General features: G+C 56.1%; 20 protein-coding genes and 1 tRNA gene. 16 read left to right on the forward strand and 5 right to left on the reverse strand.

Features of this window, described 5'->3' with window-relative positions:
* Positions 1 to 3 precede the first annotated feature (3 nt).
* The 5 genes from ubiI (at position 4) to DFO52_RS13275 (ending at position 6,923) form a co-directional block, all read left to right on the forward strand.
* Positions 4 to 1,206 carry an FAD-dependent 2-octaprenylphenol hydroxylase gene (ubiI, locus tag DFO52_RS13255; RefSeq protein WP_133550538.1) on the forward strand — a complete coding sequence of 401 codons (1,203 nt, stop codon included), beginning with the start codon at positions 4 to 6 and terminating at the stop codon, positions 1,204 to 1,206.
* Between the two features lie 397 nt (positions 1,207 to 1,603).
* Positions 1,604 to 2,698, forward strand: coding sequence for a glycine cleavage system aminomethyltransferase GcvT (gcvT, locus tag DFO52_RS13260; RefSeq protein WP_029739208.1), 1,095 nt, complete (start codon positions 1,604 to 1,606; stop codon positions 2,696 to 2,698).
* A gap of 23 nt (positions 2,699 to 2,721) precedes the next feature.
* Entirely contained in the window at positions 2,722 to 3,111 is a 390-nt protein-coding gene (gene gcvH, locus DFO52_RS13265; protein WP_008499718.1) for a glycine cleavage system protein GcvH, read from the forward strand.
* A 124-nt stretch (positions 3,112 to 3,235) separates the two neighbouring features.
* Positions 3,236 to 6,109 carry an aminomethyl-transferring glycine dehydrogenase gene (gcvP, locus tag DFO52_RS13270; protein WP_047646305.1) on the forward strand — a complete coding sequence of 958 codons (2,874 nt, stop codon included), beginning with the start codon at positions 3,236 to 3,238 and terminating at the stop codon, positions 6,107 to 6,109.
* Positions 6,110 to 6,179: 70 nt separating this feature from the next.
* The gene (locus DFO52_RS13275) at positions 6,180 to 6,923 is read left to right on the forward strand and encodes an SDR family oxidoreductase (protein WP_029739206.1); all 744 of its coding nucleotides are present in this window, start codon (positions 6,180 to 6,182) and stop codon (positions 6,921 to 6,923) included.
* A 75-nt stretch (positions 6,924 to 6,998) separates the two neighbouring features.
* Here the strand turns inward: DFO52_RS13275 and bglA are convergent, their stop codons facing one another.
* Both bglA and DFO52_RS13285 read right to left on the reverse strand, forming a co-directional pair.
* A complete protein-coding gene (gene bglA, locus DFO52_RS13280) occupies positions 6,999 to 8,432 on the reverse strand; it encodes a 6-phospho-beta-glucosidase BglA (protein WP_133550539.1) in 1,434 nt (477 codons plus the stop codon).
* A 116-nt stretch (positions 8,433 to 8,548) separates the two neighbouring features.
* Positions 8,549 to 9,280 (reverse strand): MurR/RpiR family transcriptional regulator, encoded by a 732-nt coding sequence (locus DFO52_RS13285; protein WP_029739204.1) that lies wholly within the window; start codon positions 9,278 to 9,280, stop codon positions 8,549 to 8,551.
* A 51-nt stretch (positions 9,281 to 9,331) separates the two neighbouring features.
* Here DFO52_RS13285 and yqfB point away from each other — a divergent pair, with 51 nt between their 5' ends.
* Entirely contained in the window at positions 9,332 to 9,643 is a 312-nt protein-coding gene (gene yqfB, locus DFO52_RS13290) for a N(4)-acetylcytidine aminohydrolase (protein WP_032660103.1), read from the forward strand.
* A gap of 165 nt (positions 9,644 to 9,808) precedes the next feature.
* Positions 9,809 to 10,468, forward strand: a complete 660-nt coding sequence (locus DFO52_RS13295; RefSeq protein ID WP_023309101.1) for a hemolysin III family protein — start codon at positions 9,809 to 9,811, stop codon at positions 10,466 to 10,468.
* Positions 10,469 to 10,543: 75 nt separating this feature from the next.
* Here the strand turns inward: DFO52_RS13295 and ygfZ are convergent, their stop codons facing one another.
* The gene (ygfZ, locus tag DFO52_RS13300; RefSeq protein ID WP_054830214.1) at positions 10,544 to 11,524 is read right to left on the reverse strand and encodes a tRNA-modifying protein YgfZ; all 981 of its coding nucleotides are present in this window, start codon (positions 11,522 to 11,524) and stop codon (positions 10,544 to 10,546) included.
* Positions 11,525 to 11,818: 294 nt separating this feature from the next.
* Between ygfZ and sdhE the strand changes: the two genes are divergently transcribed.
* Together sdhE and DFO52_RS13310 are read left to right on the forward strand one after the other, a co-directional pair.
* Positions 11,819 to 12,085 (forward strand): FAD assembly factor SdhE, encoded by a 267-nt coding sequence (sdhE, locus tag DFO52_RS13305; RefSeq protein ID WP_010435322.1) that lies wholly within the window; start codon positions 11,819 to 11,821, stop codon positions 12,083 to 12,085.
* Entirely contained in the window at positions 12,066 to 12,476 is a 411-nt protein-coding gene (locus DFO52_RS13310) for a protein YgfX (RefSeq protein WP_021242050.1), read from the forward strand. The genes sdhE and DFO52_RS13310 overlap by 20 nt, the downstream gene beginning before the upstream one ends.
* Before the next feature lie 6 nt (positions 12,477 to 12,482).
* On the opposite strand, the gene fldB is transcribed toward DFO52_RS13310, so the two are convergent.
* Complete coding sequence (gene fldB / locus DFO52_RS13315) at positions 12,483 to 13,004, reverse strand: flavodoxin FldB (protein ID WP_023309099.1); 522 nt, start codon at positions 13,002 to 13,004, stop codon at positions 12,483 to 12,485.
* A gap of 101 nt (positions 13,005 to 13,105) precedes the next feature.
* On the opposite strand from fldB, the gene xerD reads away from it, so the two are divergent.
* The 5 genes from xerD (at position 13,106) to lysS (ending at position 19,199) form a co-directional block, all read left to right on the forward strand.
* Positions 13,106 to 14,002: a site-specific tyrosine recombinase XerD gene (gene xerD, locus DFO52_RS13320; RefSeq protein ID WP_023309098.1), complete on the forward strand. Its 897-nt coding sequence runs from the start codon at positions 13,106 to 13,108 to the stop codon at positions 14,000 to 14,002.
* A gap of 28 nt (positions 14,003 to 14,030) precedes the next feature.
* Entirely contained in the window at positions 14,031 to 14,744 is a 714-nt protein-coding gene (gene dsbC / locus DFO52_RS13325) for a bifunctional protein-disulfide isomerase/oxidoreductase DsbC (RefSeq protein ID WP_133550540.1), read from the forward strand.
* A 5-nt stretch (positions 14,745 to 14,749) separates the two neighbouring features.
* Complete coding sequence (recJ, locus tag DFO52_RS13330; protein WP_133550541.1) at positions 14,750 to 16,483, forward strand: single-stranded-DNA-specific exonuclease RecJ; 1,734 nt, start codon at positions 14,750 to 14,752, stop codon at positions 16,481 to 16,483.
* A gap of 90 nt (positions 16,484 to 16,573) precedes the next feature.
* A protein-coding gene (prfB, locus tag DFO52_RS13335; RefSeq protein ID WP_096151315.1) for a peptide chain release factor 2 occupies positions 16,574 to 17,672 on the forward strand; the annotation gives its coding sequence in 2 pieces (ribosomal slippage) (positions 16,574 to 16,648 and positions 16,650 to 17,672; 1,098 coding nt in all).
* Between the two features lie 9 nt (positions 17,673 to 17,681).
* On the forward strand, positions 17,682 to 19,199 hold the full coding sequence (gene lysS, locus DFO52_RS13340; protein WP_029740338.1) for a lysine--tRNA ligase: 1,518 nt from the start codon (positions 17,682 to 17,684) through the stop codon (positions 19,197 to 19,199).
* Positions 19,200 to 19,237: 38 nt separating this feature from the next.
* Here the strand turns inward: lysS and idi are convergent, their stop codons facing one another.
* Positions 19,238 to 19,780, reverse strand: a complete 543-nt coding sequence (idi, locus tag DFO52_RS13345) for an isopentenyl-diphosphate Delta-isomerase (RefSeq protein ID WP_133550542.1) — start codon at positions 19,778 to 19,780, stop codon at positions 19,238 to 19,240.
* Positions 19,781 to 19,943: 163 nt separating this feature from the next.
* Here idi and actS point away from each other — a divergent pair, with 163 nt between their 5' ends.
* Together actS and DFO52_RS13355 are read left to right on the forward strand one after the other, a co-directional pair.
* Positions 19,944 to 20,687: an amidase activator ActS gene (gene actS / locus DFO52_RS13350; protein WP_039262983.1), complete on the forward strand. Its 744-nt coding sequence runs from the start codon at positions 19,944 to 19,946 to the stop codon at positions 20,685 to 20,687.
* A gap of 80 nt (positions 20,688 to 20,767) precedes the next feature.
* A tRNA-Gly gene (locus tag DFO52_RS13355) sits at positions 20,768 to 20,841 on the forward strand.
* The last annotated feature ends 439 nt before the right edge of the window (positions 20,842 to 21,280 follow it).

The following is a 21,280-nucleotide window of genomic DNA, read 5'->3' on the forward strand; positions in this document are numbered from 1 at the left end:
ACCGTGCAAAATGTTGATGTTGCCATCGTTGGCGGCGGTATGGTCGGGCTGGCGCTTGCCTGTGGTTTACAGGGCAGCGGCCTGCGCGTGGCGGTGCTGGAGCAAAAGCAGCCTCAGCCCGTTGCGCCAGATGCCCCGCCGGAACTCCGCGTCTCGGCGATCAATGCCGCCAGCGAGAAATTGCTGACGCACCTTGGCGTCTGGGCAGATATTGTGGCGCAGCGCGCCAGCTGCTATCACGGCATGGAGGTGTGGGATAAAGACAGCTTTGGTCATATTGCTTTTGATGATGAAAGCATGGGCTATAGCCATCTGGGTCATATCATCGAAAACGCGGTGATCCACCACGCGCTGTGGCAGAAAGCGCAGCAGTGCAGCGATGTGACCCTGATTGCGCCTGCGCAGATCCAGCAGGTGGCATGGGGTGAAAACGAGGCGTTTATCACCCTGCAAAGCGGCGACATGCTGACCGCGCGTCTGGTGGTCGGTGCTGACGGTGCCAACTCCTGGCTGCGGAATAAAGCCGATATCCCGCTGACCTTCTGGGATTACCGCCATCATGCGATGGTGGCAACGATCCGAACAGAGGAGCCGCACGGCGGCGTGGCGCGGCAGATTTTCCACAACGACGGCATTCTGGCGTTCCTGCCGCTGAGCGATCCGCACCTGTGCTCGATTGTCTGGTCCCTGGTGCCGGAAAAAGCCCAGCTGATGCAGGAGGCGACGCCGGACGCCTTTAACCAGGCGCTGTGCATGGCGTTTGATAACCGCCTTGGCCTGTGTACGCTTGAAAGCGAGCGTCAGGTCTTCCCGTTAACCGGCCGCTACGCGCGTCAGTTTGCCGCGCACCGTCTGGCGCTGGTCGGTGATGCGGCGCATACCATTCATCCGCTGGCCGGGCAGGGCGTTAACCTTGGCTTTATGGACGCGGCGGAGCTGGTTGAGGAGCTGCGTCGCCTGCATCGCGAAGGCAAAGATATCGGCCAGCATCTCTACCTGCGTCGCTACGAGCGCAGCCGCAAGCACAGTGCGGCGATGATGCTGGCGGGCATGCAGGGCTTCCGCGAGCTATTTGCCGGCGCGAATCCGGCGAAAAAACTGCTGCGCGACATTGGCCTCAAGCTTGCTGACACCCTTCCGGGTGTTAAACCTCAACTCCTCCGTCAGGCGATGGGTCTTAACGACCTGCCGGACTGGCTACGTTAATTTAGACCCCCGTCACACTTTATTTTCCCGGCCTCTGCGCCGGGGAAATTCCCTCGTTTGAAATATTCTAATTTCACGTCATTTTTCGCATTAGAAAATCTAATCTACGAGATTTTATGTTACGGAAATTCGGCCCGTTTTTCCGCACGAAATATCACCATGTGCTAAATCCTGTTAGATCATTGTTAATTTTGTGCGGGGTTAATCGCATTTTTCCAGTGAATAACTCTGTAGGCTTTTTAGCGTTTTTTGGTCATAAGCTAATGTGATGACCCGTTTTACCTTATGGTTAACCGCCGGTTTCGGTGGTAAGTTCGGGTAAAAGAGAACGTTTGCGTCGGCGCCAGGTAACGGGGCCGATACCGGGTTTCACGGTGAATTTTTCAACGAGGACAAGATGGCTCAACAGACTCCTTTGTACGAACAACACGTGTTATGCGGCGCCCGCATGGTGGACTTCCACGGCTGGATGATGCCGCTGCACTACGGCTCGCAGATTGATGAGCACCACGCGGTGCGCACCGATGCCGGTATGTTCGACGTGTCCCACATGACGATTGTCGATCTGCGCGGTAGCCGCACCCGGGAGTTTTTGCGTTATCTGCTGGCAAATGACGTCGCCAAACTGAAGACGCCGGGTAAGGCGCTCTATACCGGCATGCTGAATGCCTCGGGCGGCGTGATTGATGACCTTATCGTCTATTACTTCACTGAGGATTTCTTCCGCCTCGTTGTCAACTCCGCCACCCGCGAAAAAGACCTCTCCTGGATCACCCAACACGCCGAACCTTATGCCATCGACATCACCGTCCGTGACGATTTGTCGCTGATTGCCGTGCAGGGGCCGAACGCGCAGGCGAAAGCCGCGTCTCTGTTTAACGACGAGCAGCGTAAAGCAACCGAAGGCATGAAGCCGTTCTTCGGCGTGCAGGCGGGCGATCTGTTTATCGCCACCACCGGTTACACCGGTGAAGCGGGCTACGAAATTGCAATGCCGAACGAGAAGGCCGCTGATTTCTGGCGTGCGCTGGTGGAAGCGGGCGTGAAGCCTGCGGGTCTGGGCGCGCGCGATACGCTGCGTCTGGAAGCGGGGATGAACCTCTACGGTCAGGAGATGGATGAAGGCGTCTCTCCGCTGGCCGCCAACATGGGCTGGACCATCGCATGGGAACCGGCCGATCGTGACTTTATTGGCCGTGAAGCGCTGGAGATGCAGCGCGAGAAGGGCACTGAACAGCTGGTGGGGCTTGTGATGACCGAGAAGGGCGTGCTGCGCGGTGAACTGCCGGTGCGCTTTACCGATGCTGACGGCAATCCTCGCGAAGGCGTGATCACCAGCGGTACCTTCTCCCCGACGCTGGGCTACAGTATTGCACTGGCACGCGTGCCGGCGGGCATTGGCGAAACGGCGGTGGTGCAAATCCGCAACCGCGAAATGCCGGTCAACGTGACCAAACCGATTTTTGTTCGCGCCGGTAAGCCGGTCGCCTAATCATTTTTATCAGGAGAACTTCAATGAGCAATGTGCCAGCAGAACTGAAATACAGCAAAGAACACGAGTGGCTGCGCAAAGAGGCGGACGGCACTTACACCGTAGGGATCACCGAGCACGCGCAAGAGCTGCTGGGCGACATGGTGTTTGTTGACCTGCCTGACGTGGGCACCACCGTTAGCGCGGGCGACGACTGCGCCGTGGCGGAGTCCGTAAAAGCGGCATCTGACATCTATGCTCCTGTGAGCGGCGAAATCGTTGCCGTCAACGACGCGCTGAGCGATTCGCCAGAGCTGGTGAACAGCGAGCCTTATGAAGGCGGCTGGATCTTCAAGATCAAAGCCAGCGACGAATCTCAGGTTGCCGCGCTGCTGGATGCGACCGCGTACGAAGCACTGTTAGAAGACGAGTAATTGTTTATCCCCCTCTCCCTCTGGGAGAGGGCAGGGGTGAGGGTGCCAGTCTTCCCCTCACCCTAACCCTCTCCCAGAGGGAGAGGGAACTTAAATTCACTGCACGTTTCAGGAACCATCGCTCATGACACAGACTTTAAGCCAGCTTGAAAACCGTGGCGCCTTCATTGAACGTCACATTGGGCCGGATGCTCAGCAACAGCAGGAGATGCTGAAGACAGTTGGCGCGGATTCATTAAACGCACTGATCGGCCAGATTGTGCCAAAAGACATCCAGCTTGCCACGCCGCCTCAGGTGGGGGAAGCCACTACGGAATTCGCCGCGCTGGCGGAGCTGAAGGCTATCGCAGGCCTGAACAAGCGCTATAAGTCTTACATTGGCATGGGCTACACCAACGTGCAGTTGCCGCCGGTTATCCTGCGCAACATGCTGGAAAACCCGGGCTGGTACACCGCATACACTCCGTATCAGCCAGAAGTCTCCCAGGGCCGTCTGGAAGCGCTGCTGAACTTCCAGCAGGTGACGCTGGATCTGACCGGTATGGATATCGCTTCCGCCTCGCTGCTGGATGAAGCGACCGCTGCCGCCGAAGCAATGGCGATGGCCAAACGCGTGAGCAAGCTGAAAAATGCCAACCGCTTCTTCGTGGCGGCGGACGTGCATCCCCAGACGCTGGACGTGGTGCGCACCCGTGCGGAAACCTTCGGCTTTGACGTGATCGTCGACGACGCTGACAAAGTGTTGGATCACCAGGACGTCTTCGGCGTACTGCTTCAGCAGGTAGGCACCACCGGTGAAGTTCACGACTACGGCACGCTGATTGCCGAGCTGAAATCCCGCAAAGTGGTTGTCAGCGTTGCCGCCGATTTTATGGCGCTGGTGCTGCTGACGGCACCGGGCAAACAGGGCGCGGATATCGTATTCGGTTCTGCGCAACGCTTCGGCGTGCCGATGGGCTACGGCGGCCCGCACGCGGCGTTCTTCGGTGCGAAAGATGAATTCAAACGCTCTATGCCAGGCCGTATTATCGGCGTCTCAAAAGACGCTGCCGGTAACACCGCGCTGCGCATGGCGATGCAGACCCGCGAGCAGCACATCCGCCGCGAGAAAGCGAACTCCAATATCTGTACCTCTCAGGTGCTGCTGGCAAACATCGCCAGCCTGTACGCCGTATTCCACGGCCCGGCAGGCCTGAAGCGTATTGCCAGCCGCATTCACCGCCTGGCCGATATTCTGGCCTGCGGTCTGCAGCAGAAAGGCCTTAAGCTGCGCCACGCTCACTACTTCGACACCCTGTGTGTGGAAGTGGCGGACAAAGCGGCCGTGCTGGCGCGCGCGAATGCGGCAGAGATCAACCTGCGCAGCGACATCCACAACGCCGTCGGCATTACGCTGGATGAAAGCACCACCCGCGACGATATCCTGCACCTGTTCAGCGTGTTGCTGGGTGACGCGCACGGTCTGGACGTTGACGCGCTCGACAAAGAGGTCGCGCTCGACAGCCGCTCCATTCAGGAAAGCATGCTGCGTAACGATGCGATCCTGACGCATCCGGTCTTTAATCGCTATCACAGCGAAACCGAGATGATGCGCTATATGCACTCTCTGGAGCGCAAGGATCTGGCGCTGAACCAGGCGATGATCCCGCTGGGCTCGTGCACCATGAAGCTGAACGCCGCGGCAGAGATGATCCCGATCACCTGGCCTGAATTCTCCGAGCTGCACCCGTTCTGCCCGCCAGAGCAGGCGGAAGGTTATCACATGATGATCAACCAGCTTTCCGACTGGCTGGTGAAATTGACCGGTTATGACGCGCTCTGCATGCAGCCGAACTCCGGCGCGCAGGGCGAATACGCGGGCCTGCTGGCGATCCGTCACTATCACGAAAGCCGCAACGAAGGTCACCGCGATATCTGCCTGATCCCAAGCTCTGCCCACGGTACCAACCCGGCCTCTGCCCAGATGGCGGGTATGGAAGTGGTGGTCGTTGCTTGCGATAAAAACGGCAACATCGATCTGGCCGACCTGCGTGCGAAAGCCGAGCAGGCGGGCGACAAGCTCTCCTGCATCATGGTGACCTACCCGTCTACCCACGGCGTGTACGAAGAGACTATCCGTGAAGTGTGCGAAGTGGTGCACCAGTTCGGCGGTCAGGTTTACCTCGACGGCGCGAACATGAACGCCCAGGTGGGCATTACCTCTCCGGGCTTTATCGGCGCGGACGTGTCGCACCTAAACCTGCACAAAACCTTCTGCATCCCTCACGGCGGTGGCGGCCCGGGCATGGGGCCTATCGGCGTGAAAGCGCACCTGGCACCGTTTGTTCCAGGCCACAGCGTGGTGCAGATTGAAGGCATGCTGACCCGTCAGGGCGCGGTCTCTGCGGCACCGTTCGGCAGCGCTTCTATCCTGCCAATCAGCTGGATGTACATCCGCATGATGGGCGCGGAAGGGCTGAAGCAGGCGAGCCAGGTGGCGATCCTGAATGCCAACTATATTGCGACTCGCCTGAAGTCTGCCTTCCCGGTGCTCTATACCGGCCGCGATGGTCGCGTGGCGCACGAGTGCATCCTCGATATTCGTCCGCTAAAAGAGCAGACCGGCATTAGCGAGCTGGATATCGCCAAGCGTCTGATCGACTACGGCTTCCACGCGCCAACCATGTCGTTCCCGGTTGCGGGTACGCTGATGGTGGAGCCAACGGAATCTGAAAGCAAAGCCGAGCTGGACCGCTTTATCGACGCGATGCTGGCCATCCGCATGGAGATCGATCGCGTGCAGGACGGCGAGTGGACGCTGGAAGATAATCCGCTGGTCAACGCCCCGCACACCCAGCACGAAATGGTGGCAGAGTGGAACCACGGCTATTCCCGCGAGCTGGCGGTCTTCCCGGCAGGCGTGGCAAACAAATACTGGCCGACCGTGAAGCGTCTTGATGACGTGTACGGCGACCGTAACCTGTTCTGCTCCTGCGTGCCGATGAGCGAATACCAGTAATATTATTGGTGTAGTCATAAAGGCCGGGTAAGGCGAAGCCGCCACCCGGCTTTTTTATTGGGAGAAGCGAATGGCAATTGCACTGGTCACCGGCGCCAGCCGGGGCATTGGGAAAGCCACCGCGCTGCAGCTGGCGCGCGAAGGCTACACCGTGGCGGTGAACTATCACCACAACATTAAAGCCGCGACGGACGTCATCAAGCAGATTGTGGATGCGGGAGGTAAAGCGTTTGCCGTCCGCGCGGATATCAGTGATGAAGCCCAGGTGCTGGCGATGTTTGACAGCCTCGATCGTGAAGGCGAGCCGCTTCGTGCGCTGGTCAATAATGCGGGCATTCTGTTTGAGCAATCCACTATCGAGAACCTCTCCGCTGAGCGCATTAACCGCGTTCTGGCGACCAACGTCACGGGCTACTTTCTCTGCTGCCGGGAAGCGGTAAAACGCATGTCCTTCAGGCATGGCGGCAAGGGTGGGGCGATAGTGAACGTCTCTTCCGCCGCGTCGCGCCTGGGCGCGCCGGGTGAATATGTGGATTATGCCGCGTCGAAGGGGGCGGTGGATTCGCTGACCACCGGGCTATCGCTGGAGGTGGCGGCGCAGGGCATTCGCGTCAACTGCGTACGTCCGGGTCTGATTTATACCGATATTCATGCGTCCGGCGGAGAGCCGGGGAGGGTGGATCGCGTGAAATCGTTGCTGCCGATGCAGCGCGGCGGCCAGCCGGAAGAGGTGGCGCAGGCGATTGTCTGGCTGCTGAGCGAGAAGGCGTCGTACGTAACGGGCAGTTTTATTGAGTTGGCTGGCGGGAAATAAGCTCCTCACACTAACCCTCTCCCAAAGGGAGAGGGGATCAATCGTAGGCCGGTGCAAGCGTAGCGCCGCCCGGCGTTAAAGTTTCTCGCCGTTGCTGGCAATCACTTCCTTATACCAGTTAAAGCTCTTCTTGCGGGAACGCGACATGTCGCCCGTGCCGTCGTCGTGCTTGTTCACGTAGATAAAGCCGTAGCGCTTGCTGTACTGGCCGGTGGTGAACGACACGCAGTCGATGCAGCCCCACGGCGTGTAGCCCATCAGATCCACGCCGTCGTGCGTCACGGCTTTGATCATCTCTTCCACGTGGGCACGCAGGTAGTCGATGCGATAGTCGTCGTTGATGCTGCCGTCCTCTTCCACCTTATCGTAGGCGCCAAACCCGTTTTCCACGATAAACAGCGGTTTTTGATAGCGTTCGTACAGTTCGCACAGGGCATAGCGCAGGCCCACCGGATCAATCTGCCAGCCCCAGTCGGACGCCTTCACGTGCGGGTTCGGCACGCTGCCTTCGAAGCCGGAAATCGCATCGCCGGTACCGCCTTCCGCTTTCACCGCGTTGGTCATGTAGTAGCTGAAACCTAAGTAGTCGCAGGTACCTTCACGCAGGATCTGCTCATCGCCTGCCTCCATTTTGATGGAGAAGCCGCGGCGCTCCCACTCGTTCAGCACGTAGGACGGGTAGTAACCACGCAGCTGGACGTCGGTAAAGACATAGCGCTCGCGCATGGATTCCTGGGCGAACATCACGTCTTCCGGTTTGCAGGAGAACGGATAGAGCGCCACCATCGCCAGCATGCAGCCGACCTTCATCTCCGGGTTGATGCGGCGCGCGGCTTTCACCGCCAGGGCGCTGGCCACAAACTGGTGGTGCAGGACCTGGTACATGGTCTCTTCCGGATTGTCATGTTCGGTATAGACTACGCCCGAGCAGCAGTAACCGAACAGCGGCGCGCGCCAGTTACGCTGGTTATTGATTTCGTTGAAGGTCATCCAGTATTTGACCTTGTTTTTGTAGCGCTCAAAAACCACTTCCGCGAAGCGCACGAAGAAATCGACCACTTTACGGTTGGTCCAGCTACCGTACTCCTGCACCAGGTGCAGCGGCATTTCGAAGTGGGAGAGGGTGATCACCGGTTCGATGTTGTGCTTCAGCAGCTCATCGAACATGTCGTCGTAAAACTTCAGACCCTCCTCGTTTGGCTGCGTTTCGTCACCTCTCGGGAAGATGCGCGTCCAGGCGATAGAGGTGCGGAAGCACTTGAAACCCATCTCGGCAAACAGCTTGATGTCTTCTTTATAGTGGCCGTGGAAGTCGATGGCCTCGTGGTTTGGGTAGTATTTACCCGGTACTACTTCCTGCGTGATTTCGCGCGGGACGCCGTGCGCGCCGCCGGTCAATACGTCACAAATGCTTGGCCCTTTGCCGCCTTTGTTCCAGCCGCCTTCAACCTGGTGAGCGGCAACCGCGCCGCCCCATAAAAAATCTTTTGGTAAGGTTAATTTTTTCATCGCTGCTCTTCTCAATAAATGGCTTATTGGCATCGAGTCTAGCAAAGCGAAATTGAATGTCACGATATAACAATTCACAGTAAATGTGATTTGTTACATCAAAAAAACAGGGTGTTTTATTCTGTGAGTTTCTTCGCCAGTTTACGTCCGAGAGATTCCAGAATATAAATGACGGGAATTTGCGTGGTGATGTCGTAGACGCCTGCAATACGCGTCTGAGGAACGTGCCAGGAGAGATTAAAGTCCGCCAGCTTTGCCAGACGCGAGTGCTCGTGGCTGGTAATGGAGAGCACCTTGCAGTGATGCAGGCTGAACTGGCTGGCGAAGCGCAGGATCTCCTCGGTCTCGCCCGAGACGGAAAGCACAATCGCCAGCGCATTTTTCGCCATATCATTGGTGACCGGGAAATAAGGATCATCAATATGGTTACTGAATTTCCCGATATTAGAAAAGAAACGTGCGCCATATTTTGCCAGCGAACCCGATGTCCCGGCACCGACAAATATAATTCGCTCGGACGATAGAATAATATCTACCGCATTATCTAATAGCGCGTCGAACTCTTCATTATTTACGCTTTTAAAAAAGCTGATAATTTCGCTGGCACCGAAATTCGCCTGCTGGGGCTCGTTCTGTTCAAGATAAAGCTTAAAGCGCACTCGAAATTCAGAATATCCTTCGCAGTTAAGCTTGCGGCAAAAGCGCAGGATAGTGGTGGTTGAGACGTCTGCCGCATCCGCCAACTCGCGGATGGTCATGTACATCACTTTGTCACGATTTTTTATGACATAGTTGTAGACCATCATCTCCAGGTTATTGAGACTGGCAATGGCGGAATGGGAGAACATGCTCACAATGACTACACTCACTCATCAGACTTTTCTTCAGGGAATAATAACATGCAGCCAAACGACATCACTTTTTTTCAGCGCTTTCAGGACGACATTCTGGCCGGGCGTAAAACCATCACTATCCGGGATAAAAGTGAATCCCATTTCAAAACCGGCGATATCCTGCGGGTGGGGCGTTATGAGGATGATGGTTATTTTTGCACCATCGAAGTAACGGGAACGTCAACCGTTACGTTCGCCACATTGACGCAAAAACATGCTGAACAGGAGAACATGACCCTGGATGCATTGAAAAGCGTGATCGCAGAGATCTACCCCAGGCAGAACCAGTTTTATGTGATTGATTTTAAATGTTTATAATTAAAATAGAAACGCACGTTCGCTGAAATTAAAGTGTAACTGTCTGATTGTAATTTAGAAACGTTATGTTTAACTTTATTTTAGCTAACAGGTGTTCACTGGAATCATTCTCAGTTAGCATAGTTATGCGATGAATAATCATCTTTTGTTTTCCCGGAGTTTTGTATGGTGAGTAGACCATTAATCGCACAGGGATATTCGCTGGCTGAGGAAGTAGCCAACAGCATCAGCCACGGCATTGGCCTGGTGTTTGGGATTGTCGGTTTAGTGTTATTGCTGGTGCAGGCGGTGGACGCCAATGCCAGCGCGATGGCCATTACCAGCTACAGCCTGTATGGCGGGAGTATGATCCTGCTGTTCCTGGCCTCGACGCTGTATCACGCGATCCCGCATCAGCGCGCCAAGATGTGGCTCAAGAAATTTGACCACTGTGCTATCTATCTTCTGATTGCAGGCACTTACACACCGTTTTTGCTGGTGGGGCTTAACTCACCGCTGTCGCGTGGCCTGATGATTGTTATCTGGAGCCTGGCACTGCTGGGGATCCTGTTTAAGCTGACCATCGCGCACCGGTTTAAGGTGCTGTCACTGGTCACCTATCTGACAATGGGCTGGCTGTCGCTGATTGTGGTGTATCAACTGGCGGTCAAACTGTCGGTAGGAGGCGTAACGCTTCTGGCCTTAGGCGGCGTGGTGTACTCGCTCGGTGTAATTTTCTACGTCTGCAAACGCATCCCGTACAACCATGCCATCTGGCACGGCTTTGTGCTGGGCGGCAGCGTATGCCACTTTTTGGCGATCTATTTGTACGTGGGGCAGGTGTAGTTTTTTTCCACCGTGCGGGCGGTTGCCCTCACCCCGGCCCTCTCCCACAGGGAGAGGGAGGACACCTTGATACGATTACTCTTCTAACGAATATGGCAACGGCTCGATGCTCAGTGTGTTCGCATCGTCACGCACGCGGAACACGCTGTCGGCTTCCATGTCGTTGTTCATGACGGCCTGTACCAAAAGGCGTCCATCATCCAGCTGTACGGCGGCTAACACGGTGCCGGTGCGGCGCCAGTTATCACCCATCTTCAGCTCTAAGTCTTCACCCGCTTCAGGTACACGGCTGGCATGGCCCGCCAGCGTCCACAGCGCTCGTTTGTTTGCGCCGCGGAATTTTGCACGCGCCACCATCTCCTGGCCGGTGTAACAGCCCTTTTTAAAGCTGATACCCCCCAGCGCCTGCAGGTTCGTTGCCTGAGGAATAAACTGCGCGCTGTTTGCTGCGTCAATCACCGGCAGACCCGCTTCGATGTTCAGCGCCAGCCACTGCTGACTGTTGTTGAGCTGCGCTTCGCCGCGCAGCGCTTCGGTCACGCGTTCGGCCGTTGCCATATCCGTAACTAACAGGAAACGCTCCGCCGGGTGTTCAAACCACAGGATGGAGGTCGCGTCTTCGCTGACCACCTGCTTTTCTGCATCCGGCAGTTCGCTGAAGAGATTTTTCAGCGCCGCACGGGCCTGGAAACCGGCCACACCCAGCAGGACATGTTCGTCGTCCGGGGCGATAGTGACTTTGGAGAAGACCGCGTACTTCTTCAGCTCTTTGAGCTGGGCCTCTTGCAGGCTTCGGCGCTCAATAAAAGCAAAGCCGTCCTGACGGCGGAAGAGGCGCAGGTTGCTCCACATTTTGCCTTTTGGGTCGCAATGCGCGGCCAGCAGGTGCTGGTGTTCGGTCATCTGGCTGACGTCGGCGGTCACCTGGCCCTGCAAATATTTTTCGGCGTCGGCACCGGTGAGCGTTGCCAGCGCCCAGTCATCAAGAGAAATAAGCGTCAGCGGCAGACGCGCAGAGGCGGCGGGCTGGCGAGGAGAAAATGGTGTAAATGCCATAACGATATCCTGAATTGCTTAACGCTTTGATAATGCCTAATGGTAAAAGAGCCTGCAGGCAATGCAAGCGCTTTCAACAGACCATTTGTGCCCTAAACCGGTTATGCGTAGCGCTACGCAAAATAATGTAATCCGCTGTCTTTGTAGGGATTATTCTGGAAGCCTGCTCGGCGATCGCAATATTCCAGTAATGAAACGGTCAAAAACACGTTACACTAGCTGGTGTCCCCGTAGAGAAATAAAGAACACTGAACGGGGTACCGACTGTGCCAAACGTAATGCAGGAAACTGAACATGGATATTAACAACAAGGCCCGTATTCACTGGGCGTGCCGTCGCGGCATGCGTGAACTTGATATTTCCATCATGCCTTTCTTCGAATATGAGTATGACAGCTTAAGCGATGACGATAAGCGTCTGTTTGTTCGCCTGCTTGAGTCTGACGATCCGGATTTGTTCAACTGGCTGATGAACCACGGCAAACCCGCCGACACCGAGTTGCAACGGATGGTGCAATTAATTCAAACACGGAATCGGGAACGTGGTCCTGTGGCAATCTGATCTTCGCGTCTCGTGGCGCTCGCAGTGGATGTCTTTATTGCTCCACGGCCTGGTTGCGGCCTTTGTGTTACTGATGCCGTGGCCGCTGAGCTATACGCCTCTGTGGCTGCTGTTACTGTCGTTTGTCGTTTTTGACAGCGTACGCAGCCAGCGTCGCATTAATGCCCGTCAGGGAGAGATTAAATTACTGATGGATTCCCGCCTGCGCTGGCAGGGTAAAGAGTGGGATATTCTCGGTATGCCCTGGATGCTCAACTGCGGCATGATGTTACGGTTACGCAAGGTGGACGGCGGGCGTTGCCAGCATCTGTGGCTGGCGGCAGACAGTATGGATGCTGCCGAGTGGCGAGACCTGCGCCGGATGCTATTGCAACAGACGACGCAGGGGTAACGCGCGTTAGCTAAACTTTTCAGCCATTTCGCCCAGGATCTGCTCGCACCAGCTTTGCAGGCGCTCATCGCTGAGATCGTACTGATTGGTCTCATCCAGCGCGAGTCCAACAAACAGCTCGCCGTCGGCAATAATCGGTTTTTTACTGGTGAACTCGTAACCTTCGGTTGGCCAGTAGCCGATAAACGACACCCCTTTCGGCGCCAGCTTGTCATGCAGCATGCCGAGCGCGTCCAGGAACCATTCCCCGTAACCGAGCTGATCCCCCATGCCGTACATGGCAATGATTTTGCCGTCGAGATTGACTGAATCGAGTTGATCCCAGATAGCTTCCCAGTCTTCCTGTATCTCGCCGAAATCCCATGTCGGGATACCGAGGATCAGCACGTCATACTGCTCCATCAGCGCGACCGCATCATCTTTCAGGTTATGCAACGTCACCAGTTCCGGGCCAATGATGTCGCGAATTTTCTCTGCCGCCATTTCGGTGTAGCAGGTGCTGGAACCATAGAACAGACCAATATTCATCGCGTAACTATCTCAATTCTTGCTTTGACTATGCGCGTAGTGTACCAGAAACCGGTCACAATCAGGCATAATGGCCTGACTGCAGAATCAAAGGGGCTGATGTGGAAAAGGATCTCGCACTGATCGAACAGTTTCTCGACGCGCTGTGGCTGGAGAAAAATCTGGCCGAGAATACCCTCAGCGCCTACCGTCGCGATCTCACCATGCTGGTGGAGTGGCTTGCGCACCGGGGGTTATCCCTTGCGAGCGCACAGCGTGACGACTTGCAGGCGCTGCTGGGGGAACGTATCGCGGGGGGCTACAAAGCCACCAGCTCCGCACGTTTGCTTAGCGCCATGCGCCGGCTGTTCCAGCACCTCTACCGTGAGAAGATTCGCGAAGACGATCCCAGCGCGCTGCTGGCATCCCCTAAGCTCCCGCAGCGGCTGCCGAAAGATCTCAGCGAAGCACAAGTTGAGAGATTATTACAGTCACCGGCTGTTGACCTGCCGCTGGAGTTACGCGATAAAGCCATGCTTGAGCTATTGTATGCTACCGGCTTGCGCGTTTCGGAACTGGTTGGCCTGACGATGAGCGACATCAGCCTGCGTCAGGGCGTGGTGCGCGTCATTGGTAAAGGAAACAAGGAAAGGCTGGTTCCGCTGGGGGAAGAGGCGGTTTACTGGCTGGAAACGTACCTGGAGCACGGTCGTCCGTGGCTGCTCAATGGTACGTCTATTGACGTCCTGTTTCCGAGCCAGCGCGCTCAGCAGATGACGCGGCAAACGTTCTGGCATCGCATCAAGCATTACGCCACACTGGCGGGTATCGACAGTGAAAAGCTTTCGCCGCACGTATTGCGTCACGCCTTCGCGACGCATCTGTTAAACCACGGCGCTGATTTACGCGTGGTGCAGATGCTGCTGGGGCACAGCGATCTTTCCACGACGCAAATTTACACCCATGTCGCGACGGAACGCCTGCGGCAGCTACACCAACAGCACCACCCTCGTGCGTGAGTGCCGACGAATTGTAACAGGATCACATATGAAAAAGTCTTTCGCGCTGTTCACCCTGCTGGCAGCCTCATTTACCGGTTTCGCCCATGCGGACGACGCCGCCATCAAACAGTCGCTGGCTAAGCTTGGCGTCACCGGTAGCGATATTCAGCCTGCACCGGTTGCCGGCATGAAAACGGTGCTGACCAACAGCGGCGTGCTGTACGTCACTGAAGACGGCAAACACATTATTCAGGGGCCAATGTACGACGTGAGCGGCGCGCAGCCGGTAAACGTAACCAACCAGCTGCTGATGAAAAACCTGAACTCGCTCGAAAAAGAGATGATCGTCTATAAAGCGGCGCAGGAAAAACACGTCATTACCGTCTTCACCGACATCACCTGCGGCTACTGCCACAAGCTGCATGAAGAGATGAAAGACTACAACGCGCTGGGCATCACCGTGCGTTACCTGGCCTTCCCGCGCGCGGGCGTGCAGAGCCAGCCAGAGCAGGACATGAAGGCTATCTGGTGTGCGAAAGACCGCAACAAAGCGTTTGACGACGCGATGAATGGCAAAGGCGTTAAGCCGGCCTCCTGCGACATTGATATCGCTAACCACTATGCGCTGGGCGTGCAGTTTGGCGTGAGCGGTACGCCAGCGATTGTCCTGAGCAACGGCTATGTCGTTCCGGGCTATCAGGGACCGAAAGAGATGAAAGAGTTCCTCGACGCGCACCAGAAACAGTTTGGTGGTAAATAATCCGCGTGAAAGCCCCGATAAAATTGCGCCGCCGCGAGGCGGTTGAACCGGTTGATTTGCCAGACGATCTCCCGGCGTTGCTTAAGCGCCTCTACGCCAGCCGCGGCGTGCGTCGCGCTGAGGATCTTGAACGCAGCGTGAAAGGGATGCTGCCCTGGCAACAGCTGAGCGGTATCGAAAAAGCCACTGAAATGCTCTACAACGCGCTTCGTGAGGGAACGCGGATTGTGGTGGTGGGCGATTTCGACGCCGACGGCGCAACCAGCACCGCGCTGAGCGTGCTCAGCCTGCGCGCGCTGGGCTGCGATAACGTCACGTATCTGGTGCCGAACCGTTTTGAAGACGGCTATGGTCTCAGTCCGGAAGTGGTCGATCAGGCCCACGCCCGTGGTGCACAGATGATCATGACCGTCGATAACGGGATCTCTTCCCATGCGGGCGTCGATCATGCTCACGCTTTGGGGATCCCGGTGCTGGTCACCGATCACCACCTGCCGGGCGAAACGCTGCCGGATGCGGAAGCGATTATTAACCCCAACCTGCGCGACTGCGGTTTCCCATCGAAATCCCTCGCAGGCGTGGGCGTAGCGTTTTATCTGATGCTGGCGTTACGGACCCTGCTGCGCGATAAGGGCTGGTTCGACTCTCGCGGTATTGCCGTACCTAACCTGGCAGAATATCTCGATCTGGTGGCGCTGGGCACCGTCGCGGACGTGGTACCGCTCGATACTAATAACCGTATTTTGACCTGGCAGGGCCTAAGCCGCATTCGCGCGGGCAAGTGCCGTCCGGGGATCAAGGCGCTTCTGGAGATTGCCAACCGCGATCCGATCAAGCTGGCGGCAAGCGACCTGGGCTTTGCTCTCGGGCCGCGTCTTAACGCAGCCGGAAGGCTGGACGATATGTCCGTCGGCGTGGCGCTGCTGCTGTGCGACAACATCGGTGAAGCGCGCGTGCTGGCCAACGAGCTGGACGCGCTGAACCAGACACGCAAAGAGATTGAGCAGGGGATGCAGGCCGAAGCGCTGACCCTGTGCGAAAAGCTTGAGCGCAGCGGCGATACGCTGCCGGGCGGCCTGGCGATGTACCATCCCGAGTGGCATCAGGGCGTGGTCGGTATTCTGGCGTCGCGCATTAAAGAGCGTTTCCACCGTCCGGTGATCGCGTTCGCCCCCGCGGGCGACGGCACGCTGAAAGGCTCTGGCCGTTCGATTCAGGGTCTGCACATGCGCGATGCGCTGGAGCGTCTCGATACGCTGTATCCGGGTCTGATGATCAAGTTCGGCGGCCATGCGATGGCGGCAGGCCTGTCTCTGGAAGAGGCGAAGTTCGACGAGTTTCAGCGTCTGTTTGGTGAACTGGTCACCGACTGGATCGACCCGGCCCTGCTGCAGGGGGAAGTGGTATCCGATGGCGAGCTTTCACCGCTTGAGATGACGATGGACGTGGCGCAAATGCTGCGCGATGCCGGTCCGTGGGGGCAGATGTTCCCGGAACCGCTGTTCGACGGGCGTTTCCGCCTGCTGCAGCAGCGTATCGTCGGCGAACGTCATCTGAAAGTGATGGTCGAGCCCGTGGGCGGTGGACCGCTTCTGGACGGCATCGCCTTCAACGTTGACACGGCGGTATGGCCGGACAACGGCGTGCGCGAGGTTGAGCTGGCGTACAAACTGGACATCAACGAGTTTCGCGGTAACCGCACCCTTCAGATCATCATCGACAATATCTGGCCAATTTAGCGGCAGTAATCTCTATAAAAAAGGGCGTGGATTCGGTACAATCCCGCTCTTATCACCGCATTTTGACAAGTCCATAAAAGAAAACAGACCATGTTTGAAATTAATCCGGTAAAAAACCGTATTCAGGACCTCACGGAGCGCTCTGACGTTCTTAGGGGGTATCTTTGACTACGATGCCAAGAAAGAGCGTCTTGAAGAAGTAAACGCCGAGCTGGAACAGCCGGACGTCTGGAACGAACCTGAACGCGCACAGGCTCTGGGTAAAGAGCGTTCCTCTCTCGAAGCTATCGTAGATACGCTGGATCAAATGGCCCAGGGGCTGGAAGATGTTTCCGGTTTGCTGGAGCTGGCCGTCGAAGCCGACGACGAAGAAACCTTTAACGAAGCCGTAGCAGAACTCGACGTGCTGGAAGAGAAGCTGGCGCAGCTGGAATTCCGCCGTATGTTCTCCGGCGAATACGACAGCGCTGACTGCTATCTCGATATTCAGGCTGGTTCTGGCGGCACCGAAGCGCAGGACTGGGCCAGTATGCTGACGCGTATGTACCTGCGTTGGGCAGAAGCGCGCGGCTTCAAAACCGAAATTATCGAAGAGTCTGAAGGTGAAGTTGCGGGTCTGAAATCCGTCACCATCAAGATCATTGGCGATTACGCCTACGGCTGGCTGCGTACCGAAACCGGCGTTCACCGCCTGGTGCGTAAGAGCCCGTTCGACTCCGGTGGCCGTCGTCATACCTCCTTCAGCTCCGCGTTTGTTTATCCGGAAGTTGATGAAGATATTGATATCGAAATTAACCCGGCGGACCTGCGTATCGACGTTTATCGCGCATCCGGCGCGGGTGGTCAGCACGTTAACCGTACGGAATCGGCGGTGCGTATTACCCACATTCCAACCGGGCTTGTAACACAGTGCCAGAACGACCGTTCCCAGCATAAGAACAAAGACCAGGCCATGAAGCAGATGAAAGCGAAGCTTTATGAGCTGGAGATGCAGAAGAAAAATGCTGAGAAACAGGCGATGGAAGACAACAAGTCCGACATCGGTTGGGGCAGCCAGATCCGTTCTTACGTCCTTGATGACTCCCGCATCAAAGACCTGCGTACCGGGGTTGAAACCCGCAACACGCAGGCGGTGCTGGACGGCAGCCTGGACCAATTTATCGAAGCAAGTTTGAAAGCAGGGTTATGAGGAACCAACATGTCTGAACAACAAGCACAGGGCGCTGACGCGGTAGTCGATCTTAACAACGAACTGAAAACCCGCCGCGAGAAGCTGGCAGCGCTGCGCGAGCAGGGCGTGCCGTTCCCGAACGATTTTCGTCGTGACCATACCTCAGACCAACTGCACGCTGACTTCGACGCTAAAGAGAACGAAGAGCTGGAAGCGCTGAACGTTGAAGTGGCCGTTGCTGGCCGCATGATGACCCGTCGTATCATGGGTAAAGCCTCCTTCGTGACCTTGCAGGACGTAGGTGGTCGTATTCAGCTGTACGTTTCCCGTGACGACCTGCCGGAAGGCATCTACAACGAGCAGTTCAAGAAGTGGGACCTGGGCGATATCCTGGGCGCGAAAGGTAAACTGTTCAAAACCAAAACCGGTGAACTGTCTATCCACTGCACCGAGCTGCGTCTGCTGACCAAAGCCCTGCGCCCGCTGCCGGACAAGTTCCACGGCCTGCAGGATCAGGAAGCGCGCTATCGTCAGCGCTACCTGGATCTCATCTCTAACGATGACTCCCGTAAGACCTTCAAAATTCGCTCCCAGATCATGGCCGGTATCCGCCAGTTCATGGTCAACCGCGACTTTATGGAAGTGGAAACCCCAATGATGCAGGTGATCCCTGGCGGCGCGTCTGCGCGTCCGTTCATCACCCATCACAACGCCCTGGACCTGGACATGTACCTGCGTATCGCGCCGGAACTGTACCTGAAGCGTCTCGTGGTCGGCGGCTTCGACCGTGTGTTCGAAATCAACCGTAACTTCCGTAACGAAGGTATCTCCGTTCGTCATAACCCAGAGTTCACCATGATGGAACTCTATATGGCGTACGCGGATTACAAAGATCTGATCGAGCTGACCGAATCCCTGTTCCGCACCCTGGCGCAGGACATTCTGGGCACCACGCAGGTTCCTTATGGTGAAGAAGTCTTCGACTTCGGCAAGCCGTTCGAAAAACTGACCATGCGCGAAGCGATCAAGAAATACCGTCCTGAAACCAACATGGCGGATCTGGATAACTTCGATTCTGCGAAAGCGATCGCCGAAAGCATCGGTATCAAGGTTGAGAAGAGCTGGGGTCTGGGCCGTATCGTGACCGAGATCTTCGAAGAAGTGGCCGAAGCGCACCTGATTCAACCGACCTTCATCACCGAATACCCGGCTGAAGTCTCTCCGCTGGCGCGTCGTAATGACGAGAACCCGGAAATCACCGATCGCTTCGAATTCTTCATCGGCGGCCGTGAAATCGGCAACGGCTTTAGCGAGCTGAACGATGCGGAAGACCAGGCTCAGCGCTTCCAGGATCAGGTTGACGCGAAAGCGGCAGGCGACGACGAAGCGATGTTCTTCGACGAGGACTACGTGACCGCGCTGGAGCACGGTCTGCCGCCAACGGCGGGCCTGGGGATTGGTATCGACCGTATGGTCATGCTGTTCACCAACAGCCACACCATCCGCGACGTGATCCTGTTCCCGGCGATGCGCCCGGTGAAATAAGGCGTTAAGATGTAAAAAAAGCCCCGAAAGGGGCTTTTTTATTGCGCCGCGAAGGCTTTGAGTTTTTCGCGGGCGATCGTCGCTTCCATGACCATCCACGGGCTAAAGGCCCAGGGCGTCGCGTCCAGCGCGCGGAATAACGCGTCCAGCTCAACCCACTGATAGTCCATCACTTCATCTTCGTTTATCGTCACATCATTGGTGATGCGGGCAGCGAATACCGGGCAAATTTCGTTTTCCACGATCCCGGACGGGTCGGTTTCCCGATAGCGAAATTCAGGGGCGACGGCGGTGATATCGGACAGCTCAGCGCCTACTTCAAAGCGGCAGCGGCGGATTATCGCCTGTATCGTCTCTTCGCCGGACTGCGGGTGGCCGCAGACGGAGTTGGTCCAGACGCCGGGCCAGGCTTTTTTGGTTAAGGCGCGCCGGGTGATCAGACATTCGCCGTTTGCGTTAAAAAGCCAGGAGGAGAAAGCCAGATGCAGCGGGGTATGTAAGGTGTGCGCGGCATATTTTTCCTGAGTGCCAATCACCATTCCCTGGTCGTTTACCAAAATAACGTGTTCTTGAATACTCATTTATGCTCCAGTGCCAAAATGCCGAGTGGTTCAGCACCATCAGCCGGATCATTATACTGCATTCTTATACGAACGGTTTGGCGCGTAGAGCGGAAAAGGGCATGACCCATATTCGTTTTGGCTGTTATCATAGTGCGCCATTCACGCTGACCGAGGATCTGTTTTGTTTGCAGGAAGCCTGACGAGAAACCCCATCACCGCCATTTTTTGCCTGACGCTGACGCTATTACTGGCGGGCTGTTCAGGGAGCAAATCTTCGGATATGGGCAGCTATTCCGGTTCGGTCTATACCGTTAAGCGCGGGGATACGCTGTACCGGATTTCGCGCGCAACGGGAACCAGCGTGAAGGATCTGGCGCGGCTGAATAACCTTTCTCCGCCCTACACCATCGAGGTGGGGCAGCAGCTGAAGGTTAGCGGCGGATCGTCCTCGGGCAAAAAATCCTCTTCGAAGGGCAAAACTGCCAAAGTGACGCCGTCCTATCAGGTACCGCAATCGTCATGGCCGCCGGTTGGACAGCGCTGCTGGATTTGGCCTGCTAGCGGTAAAGTGGTCGCCCCTTACTCACTTTCTGAAGGTGGCAACAAGGGTATTGATATCGCGGCTGCGCGCGGTACGCCGGTTTATGCCTCCGGGGCAGGTAAGGTGGTTTACGTGGGTAACCAGCTGCGCGGCTACGGTAACCTGATCATGATTAAGCATGGCGAAGACTACATCACGGCCTATGCGCATAACGACACGATGCTGGTCAACAACGGGCAGAACGTCAAAGCCGGGCAGAAGATTGCCACCATGGGCAGCACCGGCACGGACGCGGTGAAGCTGCATTTCCAGATTCGCTATAAGGCGACGGCCATCGACCCGCAGCGTTATCTGCCTGCGCCCGGCAGCAAACCGAAGTGCTAAGTGATTATTTTATCGCCGGTTAGTTGTGAAGAGGCTTGTATGAAGGTGTGTAAGGTCTATAATGCCTTACGCACCTCAAAGCGGGCGTAGTTCAATGGTAGAACGAGAGCTTCCCAAGCTCTATACGAGGGTTCGATTCCCTTCGCCCGCTCCAGAACACATCTTAAAATATTCTAACTTACTGAATTAAAAATAATAATGAGGTAAAGCTCTTTACGGAGTTACTTGCTGTATCCCTCTTATGGCAATACAGACAACTGATTCAGCCAATAGCATGAAACTACTGGCCCTGCTATCGCCTATTTTTCAGCGCAACAGTGTCAACTATTACTGTCTTAGGTTCAGTCATCAGGGAGATGCACTTTTGTCTTGTTTTCCTCAGTCCGTGGTGTTGCTGCTTGTTTTTTGTTCATGACTGCGGTGATTTGGTCATGCAGTATTCCATCGATAACCATTAGCAGTCAATGCAATCTGGAATCCATTCCACCAGAAGCATTAGAAAGTATCCGCGTCACTTCTCAATCCTCTAAACTCTGGTGCACAGAGCCAGACGAATCTTGCAATTTGCTGTCTGTCATATTTTAGTCTTTAGG

The organism is Enterobacter sp. AG326 (assembly GCF_004362415.1).
Taxonomy (GTDB): domain Bacteria; phylum Pseudomonadota; class Gammaproteobacteria; order Enterobacterales; family Enterobacteriaceae; genus Enterobacter; species Enterobacter asburiae.